Annotated in this window: 14 protein-coding genes and 1 pseudogene; 10 read left to right on the forward strand and 5 right to left on the reverse strand. The window is 71.7% G+C overall.

What is annotated here, in order from left to right; translation table 11 throughout:
• Window positions 1-69: 69 nt before the first annotated feature.
• From msrB to ACFXMF_RS05070, 4 genes and pseudogenes are all read left to right on the forward strand, one after another.
• A complete protein-coding gene (gene msrB / locus ACFXMF_RS05055) occupies window positions 70-480 on the forward strand; it encodes a peptide-methionine (R)-S-oxide reductase MsrB (protein WP_020549426.1) in 411 nt (136 codons plus the stop codon).
• 106 nt (window positions 481-586) lie between these two features.
• On the forward strand, window positions 587-1,462 hold the full coding sequence (locus ACFXMF_RS05060) for a TIGR04222 domain-containing membrane protein (RefSeq protein ID WP_360317806.1): 876 nt from the start codon (window positions 587-589) through the stop codon (window positions 1,460-1,462).
• Between the two features lie 83 nt (window positions 1,463-1,545).
• Window positions 1,546-2,750, forward strand: a pseudogene (locus ACFXMF_RS05065) (DUF692 domain-containing protein).
• A gap of 354 nt (window positions 2,751-3,104) precedes the next feature.
• A complete protein-coding gene (locus tag ACFXMF_RS05070) occupies window positions 3,105-3,308 on the forward strand; it encodes a hypothetical protein (RefSeq protein WP_380020526.1) in 204 nt (67 codons plus the stop codon).
• Here ACFXMF_RS05070 and hemQ read toward each other — a convergent pair.
• From hemQ to hemE, 3 genes are all read right to left on the reverse strand, one after another.
• Window positions 3,257-4,054 (reverse strand): hydrogen peroxide-dependent heme synthase, encoded by a 798-nt coding sequence (hemQ, locus tag ACFXMF_RS05075; RefSeq protein ID WP_379992588.1) that lies wholly within the window; start codon window positions 4,052-4,054, stop codon window positions 3,257-3,259. The two genes, ACFXMF_RS05070 and hemQ, sit on opposite strands and share 52 nt — an antisense overlap.
• 30 nt (window positions 4,055-4,084) lie before the next feature.
• Window positions 4,085-5,521 (reverse strand): protoporphyrinogen oxidase, encoded by a 1,437-nt coding sequence (hemG, locus tag ACFXMF_RS05080; RefSeq protein ID WP_380020528.1) that lies wholly within the window; start codon window positions 5,519-5,521, stop codon window positions 4,085-4,087.
• Between the two features lie 176 nt (window positions 5,522-5,697).
• Window positions 5,698-6,762: a uroporphyrinogen decarboxylase gene (gene hemE / locus ACFXMF_RS05085; RefSeq protein WP_360317675.1), complete on the reverse strand. Its 1,065-nt coding sequence runs from the start codon at window positions 6,760-6,762 to the stop codon at window positions 5,698-5,700.
• A gap of 93 nt (window positions 6,763-6,855) precedes the next feature.
• Between hemE and ACFXMF_RS05090 the strand changes: the two genes are divergently transcribed.
• The 4 genes from ACFXMF_RS05090 (at window position 6,856) to efeU (ending at window position 10,934) form a co-directional block, all read left to right on the forward strand.
• Window positions 6,856-7,452, forward strand: coding sequence for a DUF3000 domain-containing protein (locus ACFXMF_RS05090; RefSeq protein ID WP_360317673.1), 597 nt, complete (start codon window positions 6,856-6,858; stop codon window positions 7,450-7,452).
• A gap of 179 nt (window positions 7,453-7,631) precedes the next feature.
• Entirely contained in the window at window positions 7,632-8,300 is a 669-nt protein-coding gene (locus ACFXMF_RS05095; RefSeq protein WP_078974877.1) for a response regulator transcription factor, read from the forward strand.
• Between the two features lie 331 nt (window positions 8,301-8,631).
• Window positions 8,632-9,909, forward strand: a complete 1,278-nt coding sequence (locus ACFXMF_RS05100; RefSeq protein ID WP_360317671.1) for a ribonuclease D — start codon at window positions 8,632-8,634, stop codon at window positions 9,907-9,909.
• A gap of 176 nt (window positions 9,910-10,085) precedes the next feature.
• Window positions 10,086-10,934 carry an iron uptake transporter permease EfeU gene (efeU, locus tag ACFXMF_RS05105; protein ID WP_380020531.1) on the forward strand — a complete coding sequence of 283 codons (849 nt, stop codon included), beginning with the start codon at window positions 10,086-10,088 and terminating at the stop codon, window positions 10,932-10,934.
• An 88-nt stretch (window positions 10,935-11,022) separates the two neighbouring features.
• Here the strand turns inward: efeU and efeB are convergent, their stop codons facing one another.
• Entirely contained in the window at window positions 11,023-12,300 is a 1,278-nt protein-coding gene (gene efeB / locus ACFXMF_RS05110) for an iron uptake transporter deferrochelatase/peroxidase subunit (protein ID WP_379992403.1), read from the reverse strand.
• A 108-nt stretch (window positions 12,301-12,408) separates the two neighbouring features.
• Complete coding sequence (gene efeO / locus ACFXMF_RS05115) at window positions 12,409-13,542, reverse strand: iron uptake system protein EfeO (RefSeq protein WP_360317479.1); 1,134 nt, start codon at window positions 13,540-13,542, stop codon at window positions 12,409-12,411.
• A 667-nt stretch (window positions 13,543-14,209) separates the two neighbouring features.
• Here efeO and ACFXMF_RS05120 point away from each other — a divergent pair.
• Together ACFXMF_RS05120 and ACFXMF_RS05125 are read left to right on the forward strand one after the other, a co-directional pair.
• Entirely contained in the window at window positions 14,210-15,469 is a 1,260-nt protein-coding gene (locus ACFXMF_RS05120; protein ID WP_360317477.1) for a thiolase family protein, read from the forward strand.
• Window positions 15,466-17,601, forward strand: coding sequence for a 3-hydroxyacyl-CoA dehydrogenase NAD-binding domain-containing protein (locus tag ACFXMF_RS05125; RefSeq protein ID WP_379992406.1), 2,136 nt, complete (start codon window positions 15,466-15,468; stop codon window positions 17,599-17,601). The genes ACFXMF_RS05120 and ACFXMF_RS05125 overlap by 4 nt, the downstream gene beginning before the upstream one ends.
• Window positions 17,602-17,637 lie beyond the last annotated feature (36 nt).

The raw sequence follows: 17,637 nt of genomic DNA on the forward strand, positions 1-17,637 counted from the left end.
GGGCCGACCGCACGGTGCCGCGACGTCCCCGAGGGAACGTCGCGGCACCGTGCGGTGTTGGATGTGAACATGGCCTACGAAATCGAGAAGACCGACGACCAGTGGCGGGCCGAGCTGTCCCCCGAGGAGTTTCGGGTGCTGCGCCGAGCCGGCACCGAGCGCGCCTGGACGGGCGAGTACACCGAGACCAAGACGACCGGCGTCTACCGCTGTCGGGCATGCCGGACCGAGCTGTTCCGCTCCGACACCAAGTTCGACAGCCACTGCGGCTGGCCGTCCTTCTACGCGCCGCTGGCCGAGGACCGGGTCGAGTACATCGAGGACTCGTCGATGGGCATGACCCGGGTCGAGGTGCGCTGCAAGAGTTGCGGCTCGCACCTGGGACACGTCTTCGAGGGTGAGGGCTACGGGACGCCCACCGACCAGCGTTACTGCATCAACTCCATCTCGCTGACCCTGGAACCCGACCCGCAGGGCTGATCGAGCCGCAGGGTCGATCGCCCGGCCGGCAAACCTGCTTCGGGCCGGTGCGGCAAAGCTCACATCGGGTCACTCGGGCGGTGTTCGTCCGCTATGCCTGGTGACCATGAATCCGTGGCTGCCACTCCTCGCGTACTCGGTCTGGACGGCGCTCGTGCTCGGCGTCGCCATCGGGTGCGCCCGGCGTGGCGGCAAGCGGGCCGATCGGCAACGCCTGACCGAACTGAGCCCGGCCGAGTACGCGTTCGTGTCCGGCGGTGCGGCCCGCGCGGCCGACGTGTGCATCCTGCGCCTGCTCGGCGCCGGGTCGTTGCACGTGAGCCGGGACGGCCAGGTGGTCGCCGCCCGCGCCCCCGAGCCGGACGCGGTGGCGGACGCACCATTGCGCGTGCTCGACGAGGAGTACGGCGGGCTGCCGCTGCGCGAACTGCGCGTGCGGGTGGCCGCGTCGCCGGAGATCCAGGCGATCGGCGCCACGTTGTTCGCGGACGGTCTGGTCGCGCGGCCGAACGCGGAGCCGCGCCGGCTGCCGCGCTGGGCGTTGTTCGCGAGCATCCCGCTGGGTGTGGCCACCGCCGTGGCGGGCTTCGTGACCGCCGACGACGGAGCCGCGAGCGCGCTGCCGTGGGTGGGTCTGTTGCTCGCGGTGATCGGCATCCAGGCGTGTGTCGCGGGCCTGCTGCTGCTCGGCGTGTTCGGTGAGCGGGTGGTGCCCACCGCGCCGATGATGCGCCGGCTGATCCGGCTGCGCCGCGACGAGGCGGCGGTGGCCGCCCTGGGCGCCGACGGGGTGGGCGCGGTCGCGCTGTGGGGCCTGGACCGCTTCCCCGACCCGGTGGTCAAGGAGATCTTCCGCCGCAACGCCCCCGCTCCGGGCAGCCGCGACCCGCAGTCCCCGTGGTGCGGCAACACGTCCTGCGCGTCCCCCCAGGGCGCCCGAGCGGGCTCCTGCGGCGGCACGGCGGACGGCTGCGGCGGCTAGGGGCCGTCCGGGCCCGGTGGGCGCGGCGCAACCGAGGGAAGTCCGCCTGTTTCGCCGTGCGTGGTGCCCGTCATGCTTGGCGGATGCGGACAGCGGTGGGAATCGGGTGGCGACCGGAGATCGACCTGACGATCGAGCGCCTGGCCGGCGTCGATTTCGTCGAGGTGATCGCCGAGAACGTCTGCGTCGAGCACCTGCCCGAGTCGTTGCGGGTGTTGCGCGCACGGGGCGTCGAGGTGATTCCGCACGGCGTCGCCCTCGGGCTCGCGGGTGCCGACCGGCCCGATCCGGCCCGACTGGCCCGACTGGCCGAGGTGGCGGGCGCGCTGGAGTCGCCGCTGGTCAGCGAGCACCTCGCGTTCGTCCGGGCAGGCGGTCTGGAGGCCGGCCACCTGCTGCCCGCGCCGATGACGTGGGACGCGCTCGACGTGGTCGTGGAGAACGTACGGATCGCCCAGGAGTCGCTGCCGGTCCCGCTCGCGCTGGAGAACCCGGCGACCCTGCTGACCTGGCCCGACAACGAGATGAGCGAGGCGCGGTTTTTGACCGAGCTGGTCGAGCGCACCGGCGTGCGGTTGCTGATCGACGTGGCCAATCTGCACACCGAGCGGGTCAACCACGGCCTGGACCCGGCCGCCGCACTGGCCGAACTGCCGCTGGAGGCGGTCGAGTACGTGCACGTCGCCGGCGGCGTCGAGCGCGACGGCCTGTGGCACGACACACACGCGCACCCGGTGACCGCGCCGGTCCTGGAGGTGCTGGAGATGTTGTGCGCGCTGCACCGGCCGCCGCGGGTGCTGCTGGAGCGCGACACCGACTTCCCGCCGGCCGGCGAGTTGGCCGCCGAACTGGCCGCGATCCGCGCGGTGCTCACCCGCCCGGCGGTGCGCTCGTGAGCGCGCGCGAACGGCTGGCCCGGCAACAGGGCGAACTGCTCGCGGCACTGGTGGCGGGTGGACCCACGCCGGCCGGCTTCGATCCGGAGCGGGTGCGGACCCAGGCCCGGGCACTGGCCGCCAAGCGGCGCGACTCGGCGCTGCGCGCGGTGCCCGAACTGGCCGACGCGCTGGGGCCGCGCTGGCCGGGCGAGTTCATGACGTGGGCACTGGTGCACCCGAAACCGGCGGAGGGCGGCAGCCGCGCGGACGTACACGCCTTCGCGTCGCACCTGTGCGAGCGGGACGCGCTGCCGGCGGCGTTGGCCGAGGTGTTCACGACGCGCGAGCCGTCCCGGTGGGGGCGATGGCGCGGGTGGTTGGCACGCCGCGCGTGGGGGCGCGGGCAGTAGGCACGGCAGGCAATCGCACACAGGGGGTGGGCGCGGCATGGTCTGGGCCGTTGTAGCGGTGTTCTTGGTCGTCGCGGTGTGGAGCATCATCCTCCGGCAGGTCCGCAGGCGGCTCCGCAGGCCGATCCGGCAGTGGGCGGACCGGCGCGCCCGTCGGGGGTACGGACGAGGCGGGTTCTCGAACGACGCCCCGTGGATGGGCGGCCCGCCATTCGACGGATACGGCTCGCAGCACTCGCACGGGCACCACCACCAGCACGGGCACCACCAGCACGGCCCCGACTGGCAGGGGCATCACGGCCACCACGCCGCGTGCGGCGGGAACTCCTCGTGCGGCGCGGGCGGGGGTTCCTCGTGTTCGAGCGGCTCGTCGTGCTCGAGCGGCTCGTCCTGTTCCAGCGGTTCCTCGTGCTCGAGCTCGTCGTCGTGTTCGAGCAGCTCGTCCTAGCCTGCGACGCCGCGCGGCGGTCGGGCCCGATCGGCTCGACCGCCGCGCGGGAGGTGACTCAGACCAGACCGGCGAGCAGTTCGCCGATCGAACGCCGGCGACCGGTGTAGAACGGCACCTCCTCGCGCACGTGCCGGCGGGTCTCCGAGCCGCGCAGGTGCCGCATCAGGTCGACGATGCGATGCAGCTCGTCGGCCTCGAAGGCGAGGATCCACTCGTAGTCGCCGAGCGCGAAGGAGGGCACCGTGTTCGCCCGCACGTCCGGGAAGCCGCGCGCCATCTTCCCGTGCTCGGCGAGCAGCCGACGACGCTCGGCGTCCTCCAGCAGGTACCACTCGTACGAGCGCACGAAGGGATACACCGCGACGAAGTCGCGCGGGGTCTCCTCGGCCAGGAAGGCCGGGATGTGGCTCTTGTTGAACTCCGCCGGGCGATGCAGCGCCATGTTCGACCACACCGGCTCCAGCAGCCGCCCCAGGTCGGTGCGGCGGAAGCGGTTGTACGCCTCCTGGAGCGCGTCCGAGTCCTCGGCGTGCCACCAGATCATCAGGTCCGCGTCGGCGCGCAGGCCCGAGACGTCGTAGGTGCCACGCACCACGACGTCCTTGTCGAGCAACTGCTCGAACAACTGCTCGACCTCGCCCGCCATGCCCGCCCGGTCCACGGGCAGCGGTTCACGGAGCCGGAAGACCGACCACATCGTGTACCTGATCACCTGGTTGAGGTCGCGGGCCTTGGGGCGGGTCGGCGCCGGCCCGCCTTCGGTCCCGGTGACGTCCCCGTCGAGAGCGGCGTCGATCACGGCTGCTGCGGCGTCGACCGGTTCCGGGGTGTTCTCCGCGGTGCTTTGCGTCATGGGTCGATTCTCTCTCTCCCGAGCCGGGCGTCAGCGCACGGGGCGGGCAAGCGGCCCGGCGAGCTGCGCCAAGACGTCGGCCGCGGCAGCCGTCCCGCTCGCCACACACGCGGGGATGCCCACGCCCTCGTACGCCGCACCGCACACCGCCAGCCGGGGCAACCGCTCCACCGCGTCGCGCACGCAGGCGATCCGGCCCAGATGGCCGACCGCGTACTGCGGCAGCCCACCACCCCAGCGGGTGACCCTCGTGTCGATCGGCTCGGCGCTCAGCCCGATCGCGTCCCGCAGGTCGGCGAGCGAGTCGGCGACCAGATCCGCGTCCTCGCGCTGCAGCACCGCCTGCTCGCCGGCCCGCCCGAGCGAGGTGCGCAGGACGAAGGTGTCGCGGTCGGCATCGCCGAGCCAGCCCCACTTGTTCGACGCGAACGTGCTCGCCTTGATCCGGCGGCCGTCGATCGGCGGCACCAGGAACCCGCTGCCGGCGGGCACCGCCGCCAGGTCGGCGCGGCGGAACGCGAGGGTGACCAGCGCCATGCCCGCGTACTCGATCGAGGACAGTTCGACCGCGGCAACCGTGGAGTGCGGCCGCAGCAGCCGCGCCGCGGGCGCCGCCGGCACCGCGAGCACCACCGCGTCCGCGTCGAGCACGGCCGGCGCGTTCGTCGGCCCGGTGATCAGCCGCCAGCCGCTCGGCGTGCGCTCCAGTTCGCGCACCATGGTCCGGGTTTTGATCTCGCCGCGCCCGGTCGCCACCACCGCGCCCGCGACCGCGACCGGCAGCCGCCCGACGCCACCGCGAATGCCCATGAACACGGGGCCGCCCGGCCGCTGGGCGGCACGCTCCAGCAGCCCGCGCACACCCGCGACCAGCGACCCGCCGGAGCGTGCGATCGGCAACAACTGCGGGACCGCCGCGGCGAGCGAGATGTCGTAGGCGTTGCCCGCGTACACCCCACCCAACAGCGGCTCGACCAGCCGGTCCACCACCTCGTGGCCGACCCGCTCGGCGACATAGCGGCCCACCGAGACGTCGTCCTCGTAGCGGTGCGGCGCGAGCGCGTGGTCCAGCGGGATCCGGGCCAGGCCCGCCGCCGACAACACCCCGCTCGACGCGAGCGTTTCCAGGTCGCCGGGCACACCCATGACGTGGCCGCGCGGCATCGGCCGCAGCGCACCGCGGGTCCACAACGACGCGCTCGCGGTGGTCGGCGGCTGCAGATCCGCGGCCAGGCCGACCTCACGCGCGAGGTCGATCGACTCGCTGCGCCGCGCGAGCATCGACTCGGCGCCCTCGTCGACCGCGACGCCCGCGATGGTGCCCGCGTGCAGCTTGCCACCGATCCGCGCGGAGCCTTCCAGCACCGTGACGGTGAGCTGCGGATCGCCGTCCCGAAGCAACATCCAGGCAGCCGTGAGACCGGCGATTCCGCCCCCCACGACCACGACATGACGACCGTCTACCACCGGCGAACTGTCCACACCGCACCCTCTCACGCGCACCGCCCGGCGGCCGGAACCGGCCACGCGTCGGCCCCGTTCGGGCAGCGCTCCCGCAGCTCACCGACCCGGCACCCGCGTCCACGCCGCCGAGCAGCGCGCGGGCGTCGACCCCAGAACCACCGGCGCCCGCACCCGCCGCCCTACCGCGCGCTGACCTCGTGCACGTGCGCCACGATCCGGGTGAGCACCTCGGGGTCGGTGTTGGGCAGTACGCCGTGCCCCAGGTTGAAGATGTGCCCCTCGGCGGCACGCCCGGCGGCCAACACCTCGTCGGTCTTGGTCCGGACCGCCTCCCACGGCGCGAACACCACGGCCGAGTCCAGGTTGCCCTGGAGCGCCTTGCCCGGCCCGACCCGGGTCGCCGCCGCGTCCAGCGGAATGCGCCAGTCGACGCCGACCACGTCGGCCCCGGCCTCGCCGAACATGTGCAGCAGTTCCCCGGTGCCCACCCCGAAGTGGATCCGCGGCACGCCGTAGTGCTCGACCGAGGCCAGCACCTTCGTACTGGCCGGCAGCACCGACGCGCGATAGTCGGCGGCGGACAGCGCGCCGGCCCACGAGTCGAACAGTTGGATCGCCGAGGCGCCCGCCTCGATCTGCACCTTCAGGAACGCCGAGGTGATCTGCGCGAGCCGGTCGACCAGGTCGGCCCACAGTTGCGGGTCGCCGTACATCAGCGCCTTGGTCTGCTCGTGGTTCTTCGACGGCCCGCCCTCGACCAGGTAGCTGGCGAGGGTGAACGGCGCCCCGGCGAACCCGATCAGCGGCGTGGCGCCGAGTTCGCCGACGAGCTGACCGACCGCCTCGGTGATGTAGGGGACGTCCTCCGGCGTCAGATCGCGCAGTTGCGCGAGATCGGCGCGCGAGCGGATCGGGTGGGCCACCACCGGACCGACGCCGGGCTTGATGTCCAGGTCGATGCCGATCGCCTTGAGCGGGACCACGATGTCGCTGAAGAAGATCGCCGCGTCCACGCCGTGCCGGCGCACCGGCTGCAGGGTGATCTCGGTGACCAGGTCCGGCCGCATGCACGAGTCGAGCATCGCGGTGCCCTCGCGAAGCTTGCGGTATTCGGGCAGCGAACGACCCGCCTGGCGCATGAACCACACCGGGGTGTGCGGTACGGGTTCACGTCGGCAGGCCCGCAGGAAGGCCGAGTCTCGGACGGTGGCGTGCGGAAGGCTCGTTTCGGTCACATCCGCCATGGTCCCAGACGCACCCGGACGGCCCAGACCGAGCACCCCCGTCCGGCGCGTCGCCCGGGCCTGACGACCCCGGCGCGGCCTAGGCTGCCAGGCATGGCAGCAGGCGGCGAATCCGAGGAGCCCGAGGAGTTTCGGCAGGCGCTGGCCGGATGGCGGGCCGCGAGCCTGCGCCCGGAGATCGTGCTGGAGGAGATGTCCCGGCCACGCGGCCTGGCCCCCTGGTCGGCGGCGTTCGCGGGTGAGGTCGCGCTGGGCGAGGACGAGGACGAACTGGCGGGCGGGCGGATCGTGCTGCTGCACGACCCGGCGGGTCACGAGGCCTGGGAGGGGACGTTTCGCGTGGTGACCATGACGCGGGCCGAACTCGAACCCGAGCTGGCGATGGACCCGCTGCTGCCCGAGGTCGGCTGGACCTGGCTGACCGAGTCCCTGCACGCGGTCGGCGCCGCCTATCGGGCCCCCAGCGGCACCGTCAGTCGCAGTACCTCGCAGGGTTTCGGCGGACTCTCCGGGCAGATCGCCCGGACCGAGATCGAGGTCCGGGCGTCCTGGACCCCGACCGACGACGAGTTGTTGCCCCACCTGCTGGCGTGGACCGAACTCATGTGCACCTGCGCGGGTTTGCCGCCGCTGGTCTCGGGCGAAGGCGTGGTCGCCATACCGCGCCGGCCCGCCCGACCCGGCTCCTGACACGCCGGGTCGGCACTGCGAGACCTCGCGGTCACACACCCGGGTCAACGTCGCATAACGGATTTGGATCTTCCTCTAAAGGCCGGCGCCATATGTGCCGAAGGACAGGGTGACCACCCCGAAGGAGTAGCTGGTCGGGCCGCTTCTTCGGGAATCGCGATCACTGCGCAGGAGGCCCGGTGTCGGTACTTCTCGATCACCCTGCAAACCTGCTTGCCTACCGTCCTTCCAAGCCCACGGCAATGGTTGTCGTCGCGGACCCCCGGGTTCGCGACGCGGTCATCCGCCACCTGTGGGCCCTCGGTGTGCGCGACGTCGTCGGGGCGTCGACCATCGCCGAGGCTCGATCCCGTGCCGGTACACCGCGCGACCTCTGTGTCGCCGACGTGCACCTGCCCGACGGCTCCGGACTCACGCTTCTCACCGAGATGCGCGCGTCCGGTTGGCCGAACGGCTTGGCACTCTCCGCAGCCGACGACATCGGTGCCGTTCGTTCCGCGCTTGCCGCGGGCGTTCGGGGCTATGTCGTGACCGGCGCGCGAGCGGGACTGAACCCTGGACACGCACGGCAAGCGGGAATGCACCACGGGATGCCCCAGGCAAACCGCATGCGTCCGTCGGAACAGCGCGGGACGGAGCCCGGCTCCGGCGTCCGGGAGCTTTCGGCGCGCGAGATCGAGGTCCTGCGCCTCGTCGCGGAGGGCCGGTCCAACAAGGCGATCGGCCAGGCGATGGGCCTGTCGGCGTTGACGGTCAAGAGCCATCTCGCCCGCATCGCCCGCAAGATGGGCACGGGCGACCGTGCCGGCATGGTCGCCCTCGCGTTGCGGGCGGGCATCATCAGCTGACGCAGGTCGGCAGAGCATCAGGACACCTCATCAGGTAGAGCCGAATCCCGGCGGGTGGACCCACCCGCCGGGATTCGGCCTGTCGGGGCCCGGGCGCGCTCGGCCCCGGGTCGGTCGAGCCGGTTCGGCTCGCCGCGCGACCTGCACCCGCCTCGCGCGCACGAGGGCGCCCGAACCCGATGTCGCCGGCCGAATCCGGCGCCCCGGCATGTCCCGGATATTCCGTGCCGGTGGATTTTGTACGGTTTCCGACCGCCGTACACCGCCCGTGGCGCGCCCACCTTGGCGGGGACCTGCCCGATCGGGTGGACGGGCGGGTTATTTTGGTGGGGTGACCGACGCCTCCTTCGAAACCTCATCCGAACTTCCGGCGCCGGTCCCCCCGGCGCCGGTCCCTCTCCTGGCACCTCGCGAGGGCGTACCGCCGGTCGTGGCGGATCCGCGAGCGCTCGCCGAGACCATCGCCGCCTTCGCCGCCGGAGCGGGACCGGTCGCCGTCGACGCCGAGCGGGCGTCGGGCTATCGCTACGGACAACGTGCCTATCTGATCCAACTGCGTCGGGCCGGCGCGGGCAGCGCCCTGGTCGACCCCGCAGCGTGTCCGGACCTGTCCGGGCTCGGCGCGGCGATCGTCGACGCCGAATGGGTCCTGCACGCCGCCTCCCAGGACCTGCCGTGCCTGGCCGAGGTCGGCATGGTGCCGCGGCGGATCTTCGACACCGAGCTGGCCGGCCGACTCGCCGCCTTCCCCCGGGTGGGGCTGGGCGCGATGGTCGAGACCGTGCTCGGCTTCTCCCTGGAGAAGGGGCACTCGGCGGTGGACTGGTCCACCCGCCCCCTGCCCGAGCCGTGGCTGCGTTACGCCGCGCTGGACGTGGAGGTGCTGATCGAGCTGCGCGACGAGCTGGAGGCCGTACTGACCGAGCAGGGCAAGCTCGACTGGGCCCTGCAGGAGTTCGCCGCGATCGCCGCCGCGCCGCCGGCCGCCCCCCGGGTGGACCCGTGGCGGCGCACGTCCGGGCTGCACCGGGTGCGGCGCCGTCGGCAGTTGGCGATCGTGCGCTCGTTGTGGCTGGCCAGGGACGGCATCGCCCGCCAGAAGGACGTCTCGCCGGGCCGGGTGATCCCGGACAGCGCGATCGTCGAGGCCGCGCTCGCCGGGCCCGCGTCGGTGGCCGCCCTGCTCGCGCTGCCCGGCTTCACCGGTCGGGACAGCCGACGCCAGGCCGGCGTGTGGCTGGCCGCGATCGAGCAGGCCCGGGCGCTGCCCGAGGTGGAGCTGCCGATGTCCACGCTGCCGCACGAGGGCCCGCCGCCGGCGCGCGCGTGGACGGACAAGGACCCGGCCGCCGCGGAGCGTCTGACCGCGGCCAAGACGGCCGTGGCGGCCATCGCGGACGAGCACACGCTGCCCACCGAGAACCTGCTCGCGCCGGACTACGTGCGCCGGCTCGCCTGGGCACCACCCTCGGCGCCCACCGCCGACGCGATCGGCGACGTGCTGCGCGCCTTCGGCGCACGTTCGTGGCAGATCACGCTGACCGCGCCCGCGCTCTCCGGCGCGTTCCTGCGGCTGGCCGCACACGCCGCCAACGGCACCGGCGCCTGACCCGGGCACCGCGCACCGGGCGCGTTGCGTCCGGTGCGCCGCGACGGGCGATTCGCGATTCGGCGCGGCACGCCGTTACCCGAGCTTTGCTTTGTCCACATTGACGCCGGATCCCCCGGATGGTTTGGTTAGCCTCGCCTAATTTTTCGGTATTTGTTCGAGCGGTGGGGTGGCTTGTGTTTGCCAACTATCTGATTGGCCTGCGCGAGGGCCTGGAGGCGGCCCTGGTGGTCAGCATCCTGATCGCCTATCTCGTCAAGAGCGAGCGCCGGGACGCGTTGCCGGCCGTGTGGCTGGGGGTGGCCGCCGCGGTGGCGCTGAGCGTCGCCCTGGAGGCGACCCTCGAACTGACCTCCGCCGAGATGACGTTCAGGCAACAGGAACTCTTCGGCGGCTCCCTGTCGATCGTCGCCGTCCTGCTGGTCACCTGGATGATCTTCTGGATGCGACGCACCTCGCACGCCCTCAGGACCGAGCTCCAGGGCCGACTCGACCACGCCCTGTCCATGGGCACCGGCGCACTCGTCCTCACCGCGTTCCTGTCCGTGGGCCGCGAAGGACTGGAGACCGCCGTCATCGTCTGGGGCACCGCCCGCTCCACCGGCGAGAACACCGAACCCATGATCGGCGTCGCCCTCGGCCTGGCCACCGCCGTCGTCCTCGGCTACCTCTTCTACGCCGGCGCCGTCCGCATCAACCTCGCCAAATTCTTCCTGTGGACCGGCGCCGGCCTCGTCGTCGTCGCCGCCGGCGTCCTCGCCTACGGCGTCCACGACCTCCAGGAGGCCGACCACCTCCCCGGCCTGACCGACCGCGCCTTCGACATCAGCGACACCATCCCCGCCGACAGCTGGTACGGCACCCTCCTCAAGGGCATCCTCAACTTCCAACCCGACCCCACCGTCCTGCAGGCCACCGTCTGGCTCCTCTACCTCGTCCCCGTCATGGCCCTGTTCCTCCTGCTCCCCAAGGGCGGCACCAAGACCCGGACACCGACCCCGCAGGAAACCACCGCCACCGCCTGAGCACACCCCGGCGCACATGCGTGAAGGGCCCGATCCGAGGTGCGGATCGGGCCCTTCACGCATCGGGGTGGGCGGCGCCCACCGGCACTCAGGCGAACAGCGCCTTGCCCCAGTAGTCGTCCGCGCCGTGCACCCCGCCGGGGCAGGCGAACAGCGCCGAACCCACGTGCTGGATGTATTCGTTCATCGTGTCGTTCGCCGCCAACTGTTGCTGGAGCGGGATGAAGCCCTTGCGCGGGTCGCGCTGGTAGGCCAGGAAGAACAGGCCCGCCTCCAGCCGGCCGAGCCCGTCCGACCCGTCCACGAACGAGTAACCCCGGCGCAGGATGGTCACCCCGTTGTTGGAGTCGGGGTGGGACAGGCGCACGTGCGAGTTCTCCGGCAACGCCTTGAGCGGGACCACGTCGTGCTCGCCGGTGGCGCCGTGCGGCGCGCCGACGCCCTTGGACCGGCCGATGACGTCCTGCTGCTCCTGTAGCGAGGTCCGGTCCCAGGTCTCGATGTGCATCCGGATTCGGCGGGCGACCAGGTACGACCCGCCGGTCATCCACTGCGGGCCCTCGCCGGCCGGTACCCACACGTGATCGCGCAGTCGGTCGGCCTCGGTGCCGGCGATGTTGCGCGTGCCGTCCTTGAATCCGAACAGGTTGCGCGGCGTCATCGCCTCGGGCGTGGTCGAGGAGGTCTTGCCGAAGCCGAGCTGGGACCAGCGCACCGACACCACGCCGAAGCCGATCCGGGCGAGGTTGCGGATCGCGTGCACCGCGACCTGCGGATCGTCCGAGCAGGCCTGGACCGCGATGTCGCCGCCGGAGCGCTGCGGGTCGAGCTTGTCGCCCGGGAACAGGGGCAGTTCGGCGAGCGCCTCGGGCTTCTTCGCGGCGATCTGGAACCGGTCCCGGCCGTCCTTGGTGAACAGCGTGGGGCCGAACCCGACGGTGAGCGTGAGGTTGTTCGGCGGCAGGCCGACGGCCTCGCCGGTGTCGTCCGGCGGCGACTGCGGGACGCCGCTGTCCGCGCCGGTCCCGATCGCCTTGCCCGCGGTCATCGCGGCCGCCGCGGCGGTCCACTGTCGAAGCATGCGGACCAGCTTGGCGCGGTCGTCGGTGATCACGTCGAAGACGCAGAAGTGCAGCCGGTCCTGCACCGGCGTGGCGATGCCGGCCTGGTTGACGCCGTGGAAGTCGACCGCGCCCGGGGTCGGCACGGACGACTTGTCCTCGCTCCCGGTGACCGCGGTGGCCACCCCGCCGGCCGCGGCGGCGCCGACCACGAGCGCGCCGCCGGTCCAGCCCAGCAGGGCCCGCCGACTGAAACCGTCGCCCGACGGCTCGACCGTCTCGGTGTCGTGTTCGATCTCGGTCATGAGGCCCTCCCTATGGACGTGCGGTTGCCCGTGCGATGTGGTCGGCGGCGTGCCACGCCCGGCCCCGCGCTGCGGCCGGGCGTTCGCCCGTTGCGACGTGGGACATGACTAGGCGACGACGCCGGCCAGCTTGGACAACGGCTCGCCGAGCGCGTTGACGGCGTCCGAGAGTTCCTTGCGCTTGGCCTCGTCGACGGTGTCGTAGGACACGTAGCCCTCGCCCTGCTTGTACTTGTTCAACAGGCCCTGGATCTTGGCGAACTCGCCGTCCAGGGTGCCGGCCAGCGCCGCGTCCTTCTCCGCCACGTACGGCTTCAGCAGGTCGAACGCCTTCTTCGCGCCGTCCACGTTGCCCACGAAGTCCCACAGGTCGGTGTGGCTGAACGCCTCTTCCTCACCGGTGACCTTGCCGGTGGCCACCTCGTCGAGGAGTTCCTTGGCGCCGTTGGCGATCGAGGTCGGGGTGATCTCGGCCGTGCCCACCTTCGACTGGAGCGTCTTGAGGTCGGCCAACAGGCGGTCGGCGTAGCCCTTCTCCACGTCGGTGATCTGTCCGGTCGTCCACAGCGCCTTCTCGATCCGGTGCCAACCGGACCACTCCTGCCCCGGCTCCAGGTCGGCCTCGCGGGCGTCCATCTGCGGGTCGAGGTCGCCGAAGCTCTCCGCGACCGGCTCGATGGTCTCCCAGCCCAGGCGCGACTTGGGGTAGAGGTCCTTGGCCTTGGCCACGTCGCCGGCCTTGACCGCGTTCACGAACTCGGTGGCGACCGGCAACATCTGATCGACCGTCTCGGTGGTGAAGGCGCGGTAGTGCGCGACCGCCTGGGCGAGGCGGGGGTCGACCGGCTTCTCGGCCGGGGTGCCGGCGACGGTGATCTTCTGCCGGATGCCGTCGCCCTTCATCCCGGGCTTGCAGGCGACCTCGTAGCTGCCGGCCTTGATCTCGAAGTTCAGCGTCGCCGAGGTGCCGGGGCCGATGTTCTCGCGCTCGGTGACGATCCGGTCGCCCTGGGCGTAGACGTACAGCTCGGTGACCTGGCTGCCCTTGTTGGTCACCTTGATGCTGTTCTTGCCCGCCGGCCAGTCCTTCTTGCCGACGTCGCACGACTTGTCCTTGGCGGTCACCTTGACGGCGTCGCCGGAGGATTCGTCGCTGCTGCACGCGGTGAGCGCCAGCGGCAACGCGAGCAACAGTCCGGTGCCCAGCACGCGAACGGCAGGGCGGCGACGGACGACAGACATGGACTCTCCCGGGGACGAGAACGAGCGAAGGCGGGTCGAGGCCCGGCAGGGGAACGGCAGGGACCAGCACCCGCAGGAATGCACAAGAGGGACAAAAGGCAATTATTAGGCAAGGCTAACCAAGCCTAGGCTTGGCTTATTTTGTCAGCCGAATGCCCCCACACAGTCAAGCCGAAGTAAAGGCCCCCCTCGTCGAACGTGGATCACATCACGTCCGACCCGAGACCCGCCGGCGCGGCAAAGCATGGCGAGCCCGGTATATGCGTAAAGTCGTGCCGAGTCGGCACAATCCGGAGCCTCGCGATCACCTCGGCGCGGCCCACCGCGACAGCCCGTCGGAGCTCCGCCCTCGTGCTGCGGCCTCGCTTGCGGGCGGATCCGAGCGGGCGCGCGCGGCTCGGGCGGTCCGGCGTCGAGGATCCCGGCGACCGCGGCCGAAACCGTCGACTTCCTCGGCTCGTTCGCGCGCCCGAATGCGTTCGGGAGGCGTTTCGGGGGCGCCCCGGGGCGCTTTGACTGGAAATCCACCGGTCGCCGGGCCGTTCCGGATCCCTGCGGACGGCGGTCCGGCGGACGGGGCGCGGCCGGAGTGGGGTCGAGGGCTAGGACCATTGGTTACTCATGAGTAGCATGGGGCTCGTACCCATCGCAGGAGGAGTGTGCGCTCGTGCCTCGTAACGTCCGGGACGTCGTCTTCGTAGACGGCGTCCGTACCCCCTTCGGCAAGGCCGGCCCCAAGGGCATCTACCACGAGACGCGAGCCGACGACCTCGTCATCGCGTGTATCCGTGAGCTGATGCGCCGCAACCCGTCGCTGCCGCCGGCTCGCGTGGACGAGGTCGCCATCGCGGCCACCACGCAGATCGGCGACCAGGGCCTGACCATCGGCCGTACCGCGGCGCTGCTCGCGGGACTGCCGCGCGAGGTGCCCGGCTATTCGATCGACCGCATGTGCGCGGGCGCGATGACCGCGGTCACCACGGCCGCCGGCGGCATCGCCTTCGGCGCCTACGACGTCGTGGTCGCCGGCGGTGTCGAGCACATGGGCCGCCACCCCATGGGCGAGGGTGCCGACCCGAACCCGCGGATCATCTCCGAGCAGCTCGTGGACCCGTCCGCGCTGGTCATGGGCAACACCGCGGAGAACATCCACGACCGCTTCCCGGAGCTGACCAAGGAGCGCGCCGACCGGTTCGCCCTCGGCAGCCAGGACAAGGCCGCCAAGGCGTACGCCGACAACCGGATCCAGCCCGACCTGGTGCCGGTCGCGGTCCGCTCGGTCGAGCAGGGCTGGGGCCTGTCCACCGTCGACGAGCCGATGCGCCCGGGCACCACGCTCGAGGGCCTCGGTGCGCTCAAGACCCCGTTCCGGCCGCACGGCCGGGTCACCGCCGGCAACGCGGCGGGCCTCAACGACGGCGCGACCGCGTGTCTGCTCGCCTCCGAGGACGCCGCGCGCGAGCTGGGTCTGCCGATCAAGATGCGCCTCGTGCAGTTCGCCTTCGCCGGCGTGGAGCCCGAGGTGATGGGCATCGGCCCGGTTCCGGCCACCGAGAAGGCCCTGGAGCGCGCCGGCCTCACCATCGAGGACATCGGCCTGTTCGAGCTGAACGAGGCGTTCGCGGTCCAGGTGTTGTCCTTCCTGGACCACTACAAGATCGCCGACGACGACCCGCGTGTGAACAAGTACGGCGGCGCGATCGCCTTCGGTCACCCGCTCGCCTCCTCCGGCGTGCGCCTGATGACCCAGCTCGCGCGCCAGTTCGAGGAGCACCCCGAGGTCCGCTACGGCCTGACCTCGATGTGCATCGGGCTGGGCATGGGCGGGACCGTCATCTGGGAGAACCCGAACTGGACCGGGGCCGACGCGGACACCGCGAACTCCGCGACGAACGCCGCGACGAACTCCGAGGGGAACGACAAGTGAGCGACCTGAGCCGACTGGCCGCCGAGGTCTTTCCCGACGAACTGGTCTCGCACTTCCCCGTACGCGTGCTCGATCTCCCGGGCGGCGCGGGCAGGTTCGCGCTGATCACCATCGACAACGGCTTCGACCACACCAAGCCGAACACGTTCGGCCCGGCCGGTCTGGGCGAGCTGAACGCCGCGATCGACAAGGTCGAGGCGCTGGCCGCGGCGGGCGACATCGTCGCGGCGGGGGTGACCGGCAAGCCGTTCATCTTCGCCGTCGGCGCCGACCTCAAGGGCGTGGAGAAGGTCGTCCTGCGCGAGCACGCGCACGCCATCGGCAAGGCCGGCCACGACACGTTCAAGCGGCTGACCGCGCTGCCGGTGCCCACGTTCGCGTTCTACAACGGCGCGGCGATGGGCGGCGGCGTCGAGATCGGCCTGGCCTGCACGTACCGCACCATCTCCACCGCGGTGCCGGCCTTCTCGCTGCCCGAGTGTTTCCTGGGTCTGGTCCCCGGTTGGGGCGGCTGCGTGTTGCTGCCGAATCTGATCGGTCCGGACAACGCGGTCACCGTGATCATCGAGAACGCGCTGAACCAGAACCGGCAGCTCAACGGTCCCAAGGCATTCAAGCTCGGGATCGCGGACGCGCTGGTGGAGTCGGCCGACTTCCTGGCCCAATCGCTGGTGTGGGCGGGCAAGGTCGTCTCCGGCGAGATCGTGGTCGAGCGCCCGGAGATCGATCGCGGCGCCGGCTGGGACGCGGCGATCGAGCGCGGTCGGGCGATCGCCGACTCGAAGGTGCACGGGGCCTCCCCCGCGCCGTATCGCGCGCTGGAGATCATCGACGCGGCGCGCTCCGCACGATTGGGCGACGTGGCCTCGCTGCAGGCCGGCTTCGACGCCGAGGACGACGCGCTCGCCGACCTGATCATGGGCGACGAACTGCGCGCGGGACTGTACTCGTTCAACCTGATCCAAAAGCGCGCCAAGCGCCCGGCCGGCGCGCCGGATCGCAAGCTCGCCCGCCCGGTCACCAAAGTCGGCGTGGTCGGCGCCGGACTGATGGCCTCACAACTCGCGCTGCTGTTCGCGCGTCGCCTGCGGGTGCCGATCGTGCTGACCGACATCGACCAGGAGCGCGTGGACAAGGGCGTCGGCTACGTGCACGCCGAGGTCGACAAGCTCCTGCTCAAGAAGCGCATCTCGGCGGACGCCGCGAACCGGCTCAAGGCGCTGGTGACCGGCTCGCTGACCAAGGACGCGTTCGCGGACGCCGACTTCGTGATCGAGGCCGTGTTCGAGGAGATGTCGGTCAAGCAGCAGGTGTTCGCCGAGGTCGAGGCCGTGGTCTCGCCGACCTGCATCCTGGCCACCAACACCTCGTCGTTGTCGATCACCGAGATGGCCTCCAAACTGGCGCACCCCGAGCGGGTGGTGGGCTTCCACTTCTTCAACCCGGTCGCGATCCTGCCGCTCCTGGAGATCGTCCGCGCCGAGCAGACCGACGACGGTGCGCTCGCCACCGCCTTCGCCGTCTCCAAGCAGCTCAAGAAGACCTCGGTCCTGGTCAAGGACGCCCCGGCGTTCGTGGTCAACCGCGTGCTCACCCGCTTCCTCGGCGAGGTGCTGGCGGCGGTGGACGAGGGCACTCCGATCGAGGTCGCCGACAACGCGCTGGCCCCGCTGGGCCTGCCGATGTCCCCGATGGTCCTGCTCGAACTCGTCGGCCCGGCGATCGCCGCGCACGTCGGCGAGACCCTGCACACGGCCTTCCCGGACCGCTTCGGCGTCTCGGCCAACCTGGAGCGCGTGGTCAAGGCCGGCAAACGCTCCTTCCTGACCTGGGCCTCGGGCGCCCAGGAGGTCGACCCGGAGGTCGTCGCGCTGCTGGAGGTGGGCGACTCCCCCTCCACGGAGGAGCAGGTCCGCGACCGCGCGTTGGCCGCCTTGGCCGACGAGATCAACCGCATGCTCGACGAGGGCGTCGTCGCCGCCCCGCAGGACATCGACCTGTGCATGATCGCCGGCGCCGGCTGGCCCTTCCACCTGGGCGGCATCACCCCGTACCTGGACCGCGCGGGGGTCAGCGAGAAAACCGTGGGCAAGCGCTTCCTCCCGGCGGGGGCGGCTTCGGTTCCGCGGTAGGCGGGCGGCGCGCGAAGGGCGGCCCTGCTCCGTGGC

Origin of the sequence: Embleya sp. NPDC059213 (assembly GCF_042754445.1) — a bacterium.
Lineage (GTDB): Bacteria > Actinomycetota > Actinomycetes > Streptomycetales > Streptomycetaceae > Embleya.

What these genes read in the sequence shown, in the direction of transcription:
- efeB (WP_379992403.1), bottom strand. Translation starts at nt 12,300, where the DNA reads ATGACCGAGATCGAACACGACACCGAGACGGTCGAGCCGTCGGGCGAC.
- efeO (WP_360317479.1), bottom strand. Translation starts at nt 13,542, where the DNA reads ATGTCTGTCGTCCGTCGCCGCCCTGCCGTTCGCGTGCTGGGCACCGGA.
- ACFXMF_RS05090 (WP_360317673.1), top strand. Translation starts at nt 6,856, where the DNA reads ATGGCAGCAGGCGGCGAATCCGAGGAGCCCGAGGAGTTTCGGCAGGCG.
- ACFXMF_RS05060 (WP_360317806.1), top strand. Translation starts at nt 587, where the DNA reads ATGAATCCGTGGCTGCCACTCCTCGCGTACTCGGTCTGGACGGCGCTC.
- msrB (WP_020549426.1), top strand. Translation starts at nt 70, where the DNA reads ATGGCCTACGAAATCGAGAAGACCGACGACCAGTGGCGGGCCGAGCTG.
- hemE (WP_360317675.1), bottom strand. Translation starts at nt 6,762, where the DNA reads ATGGCGGATGTGACCGAAACGAGCCTTCCGCACGCCACCGTCCGAGAC.
- hemQ (WP_379992588.1), bottom strand. Translation starts at nt 4,054, where the DNA reads ATGACGCAAAGCACCGCGGAGAACACCCCGGAACCGGTCGACGCCGCA.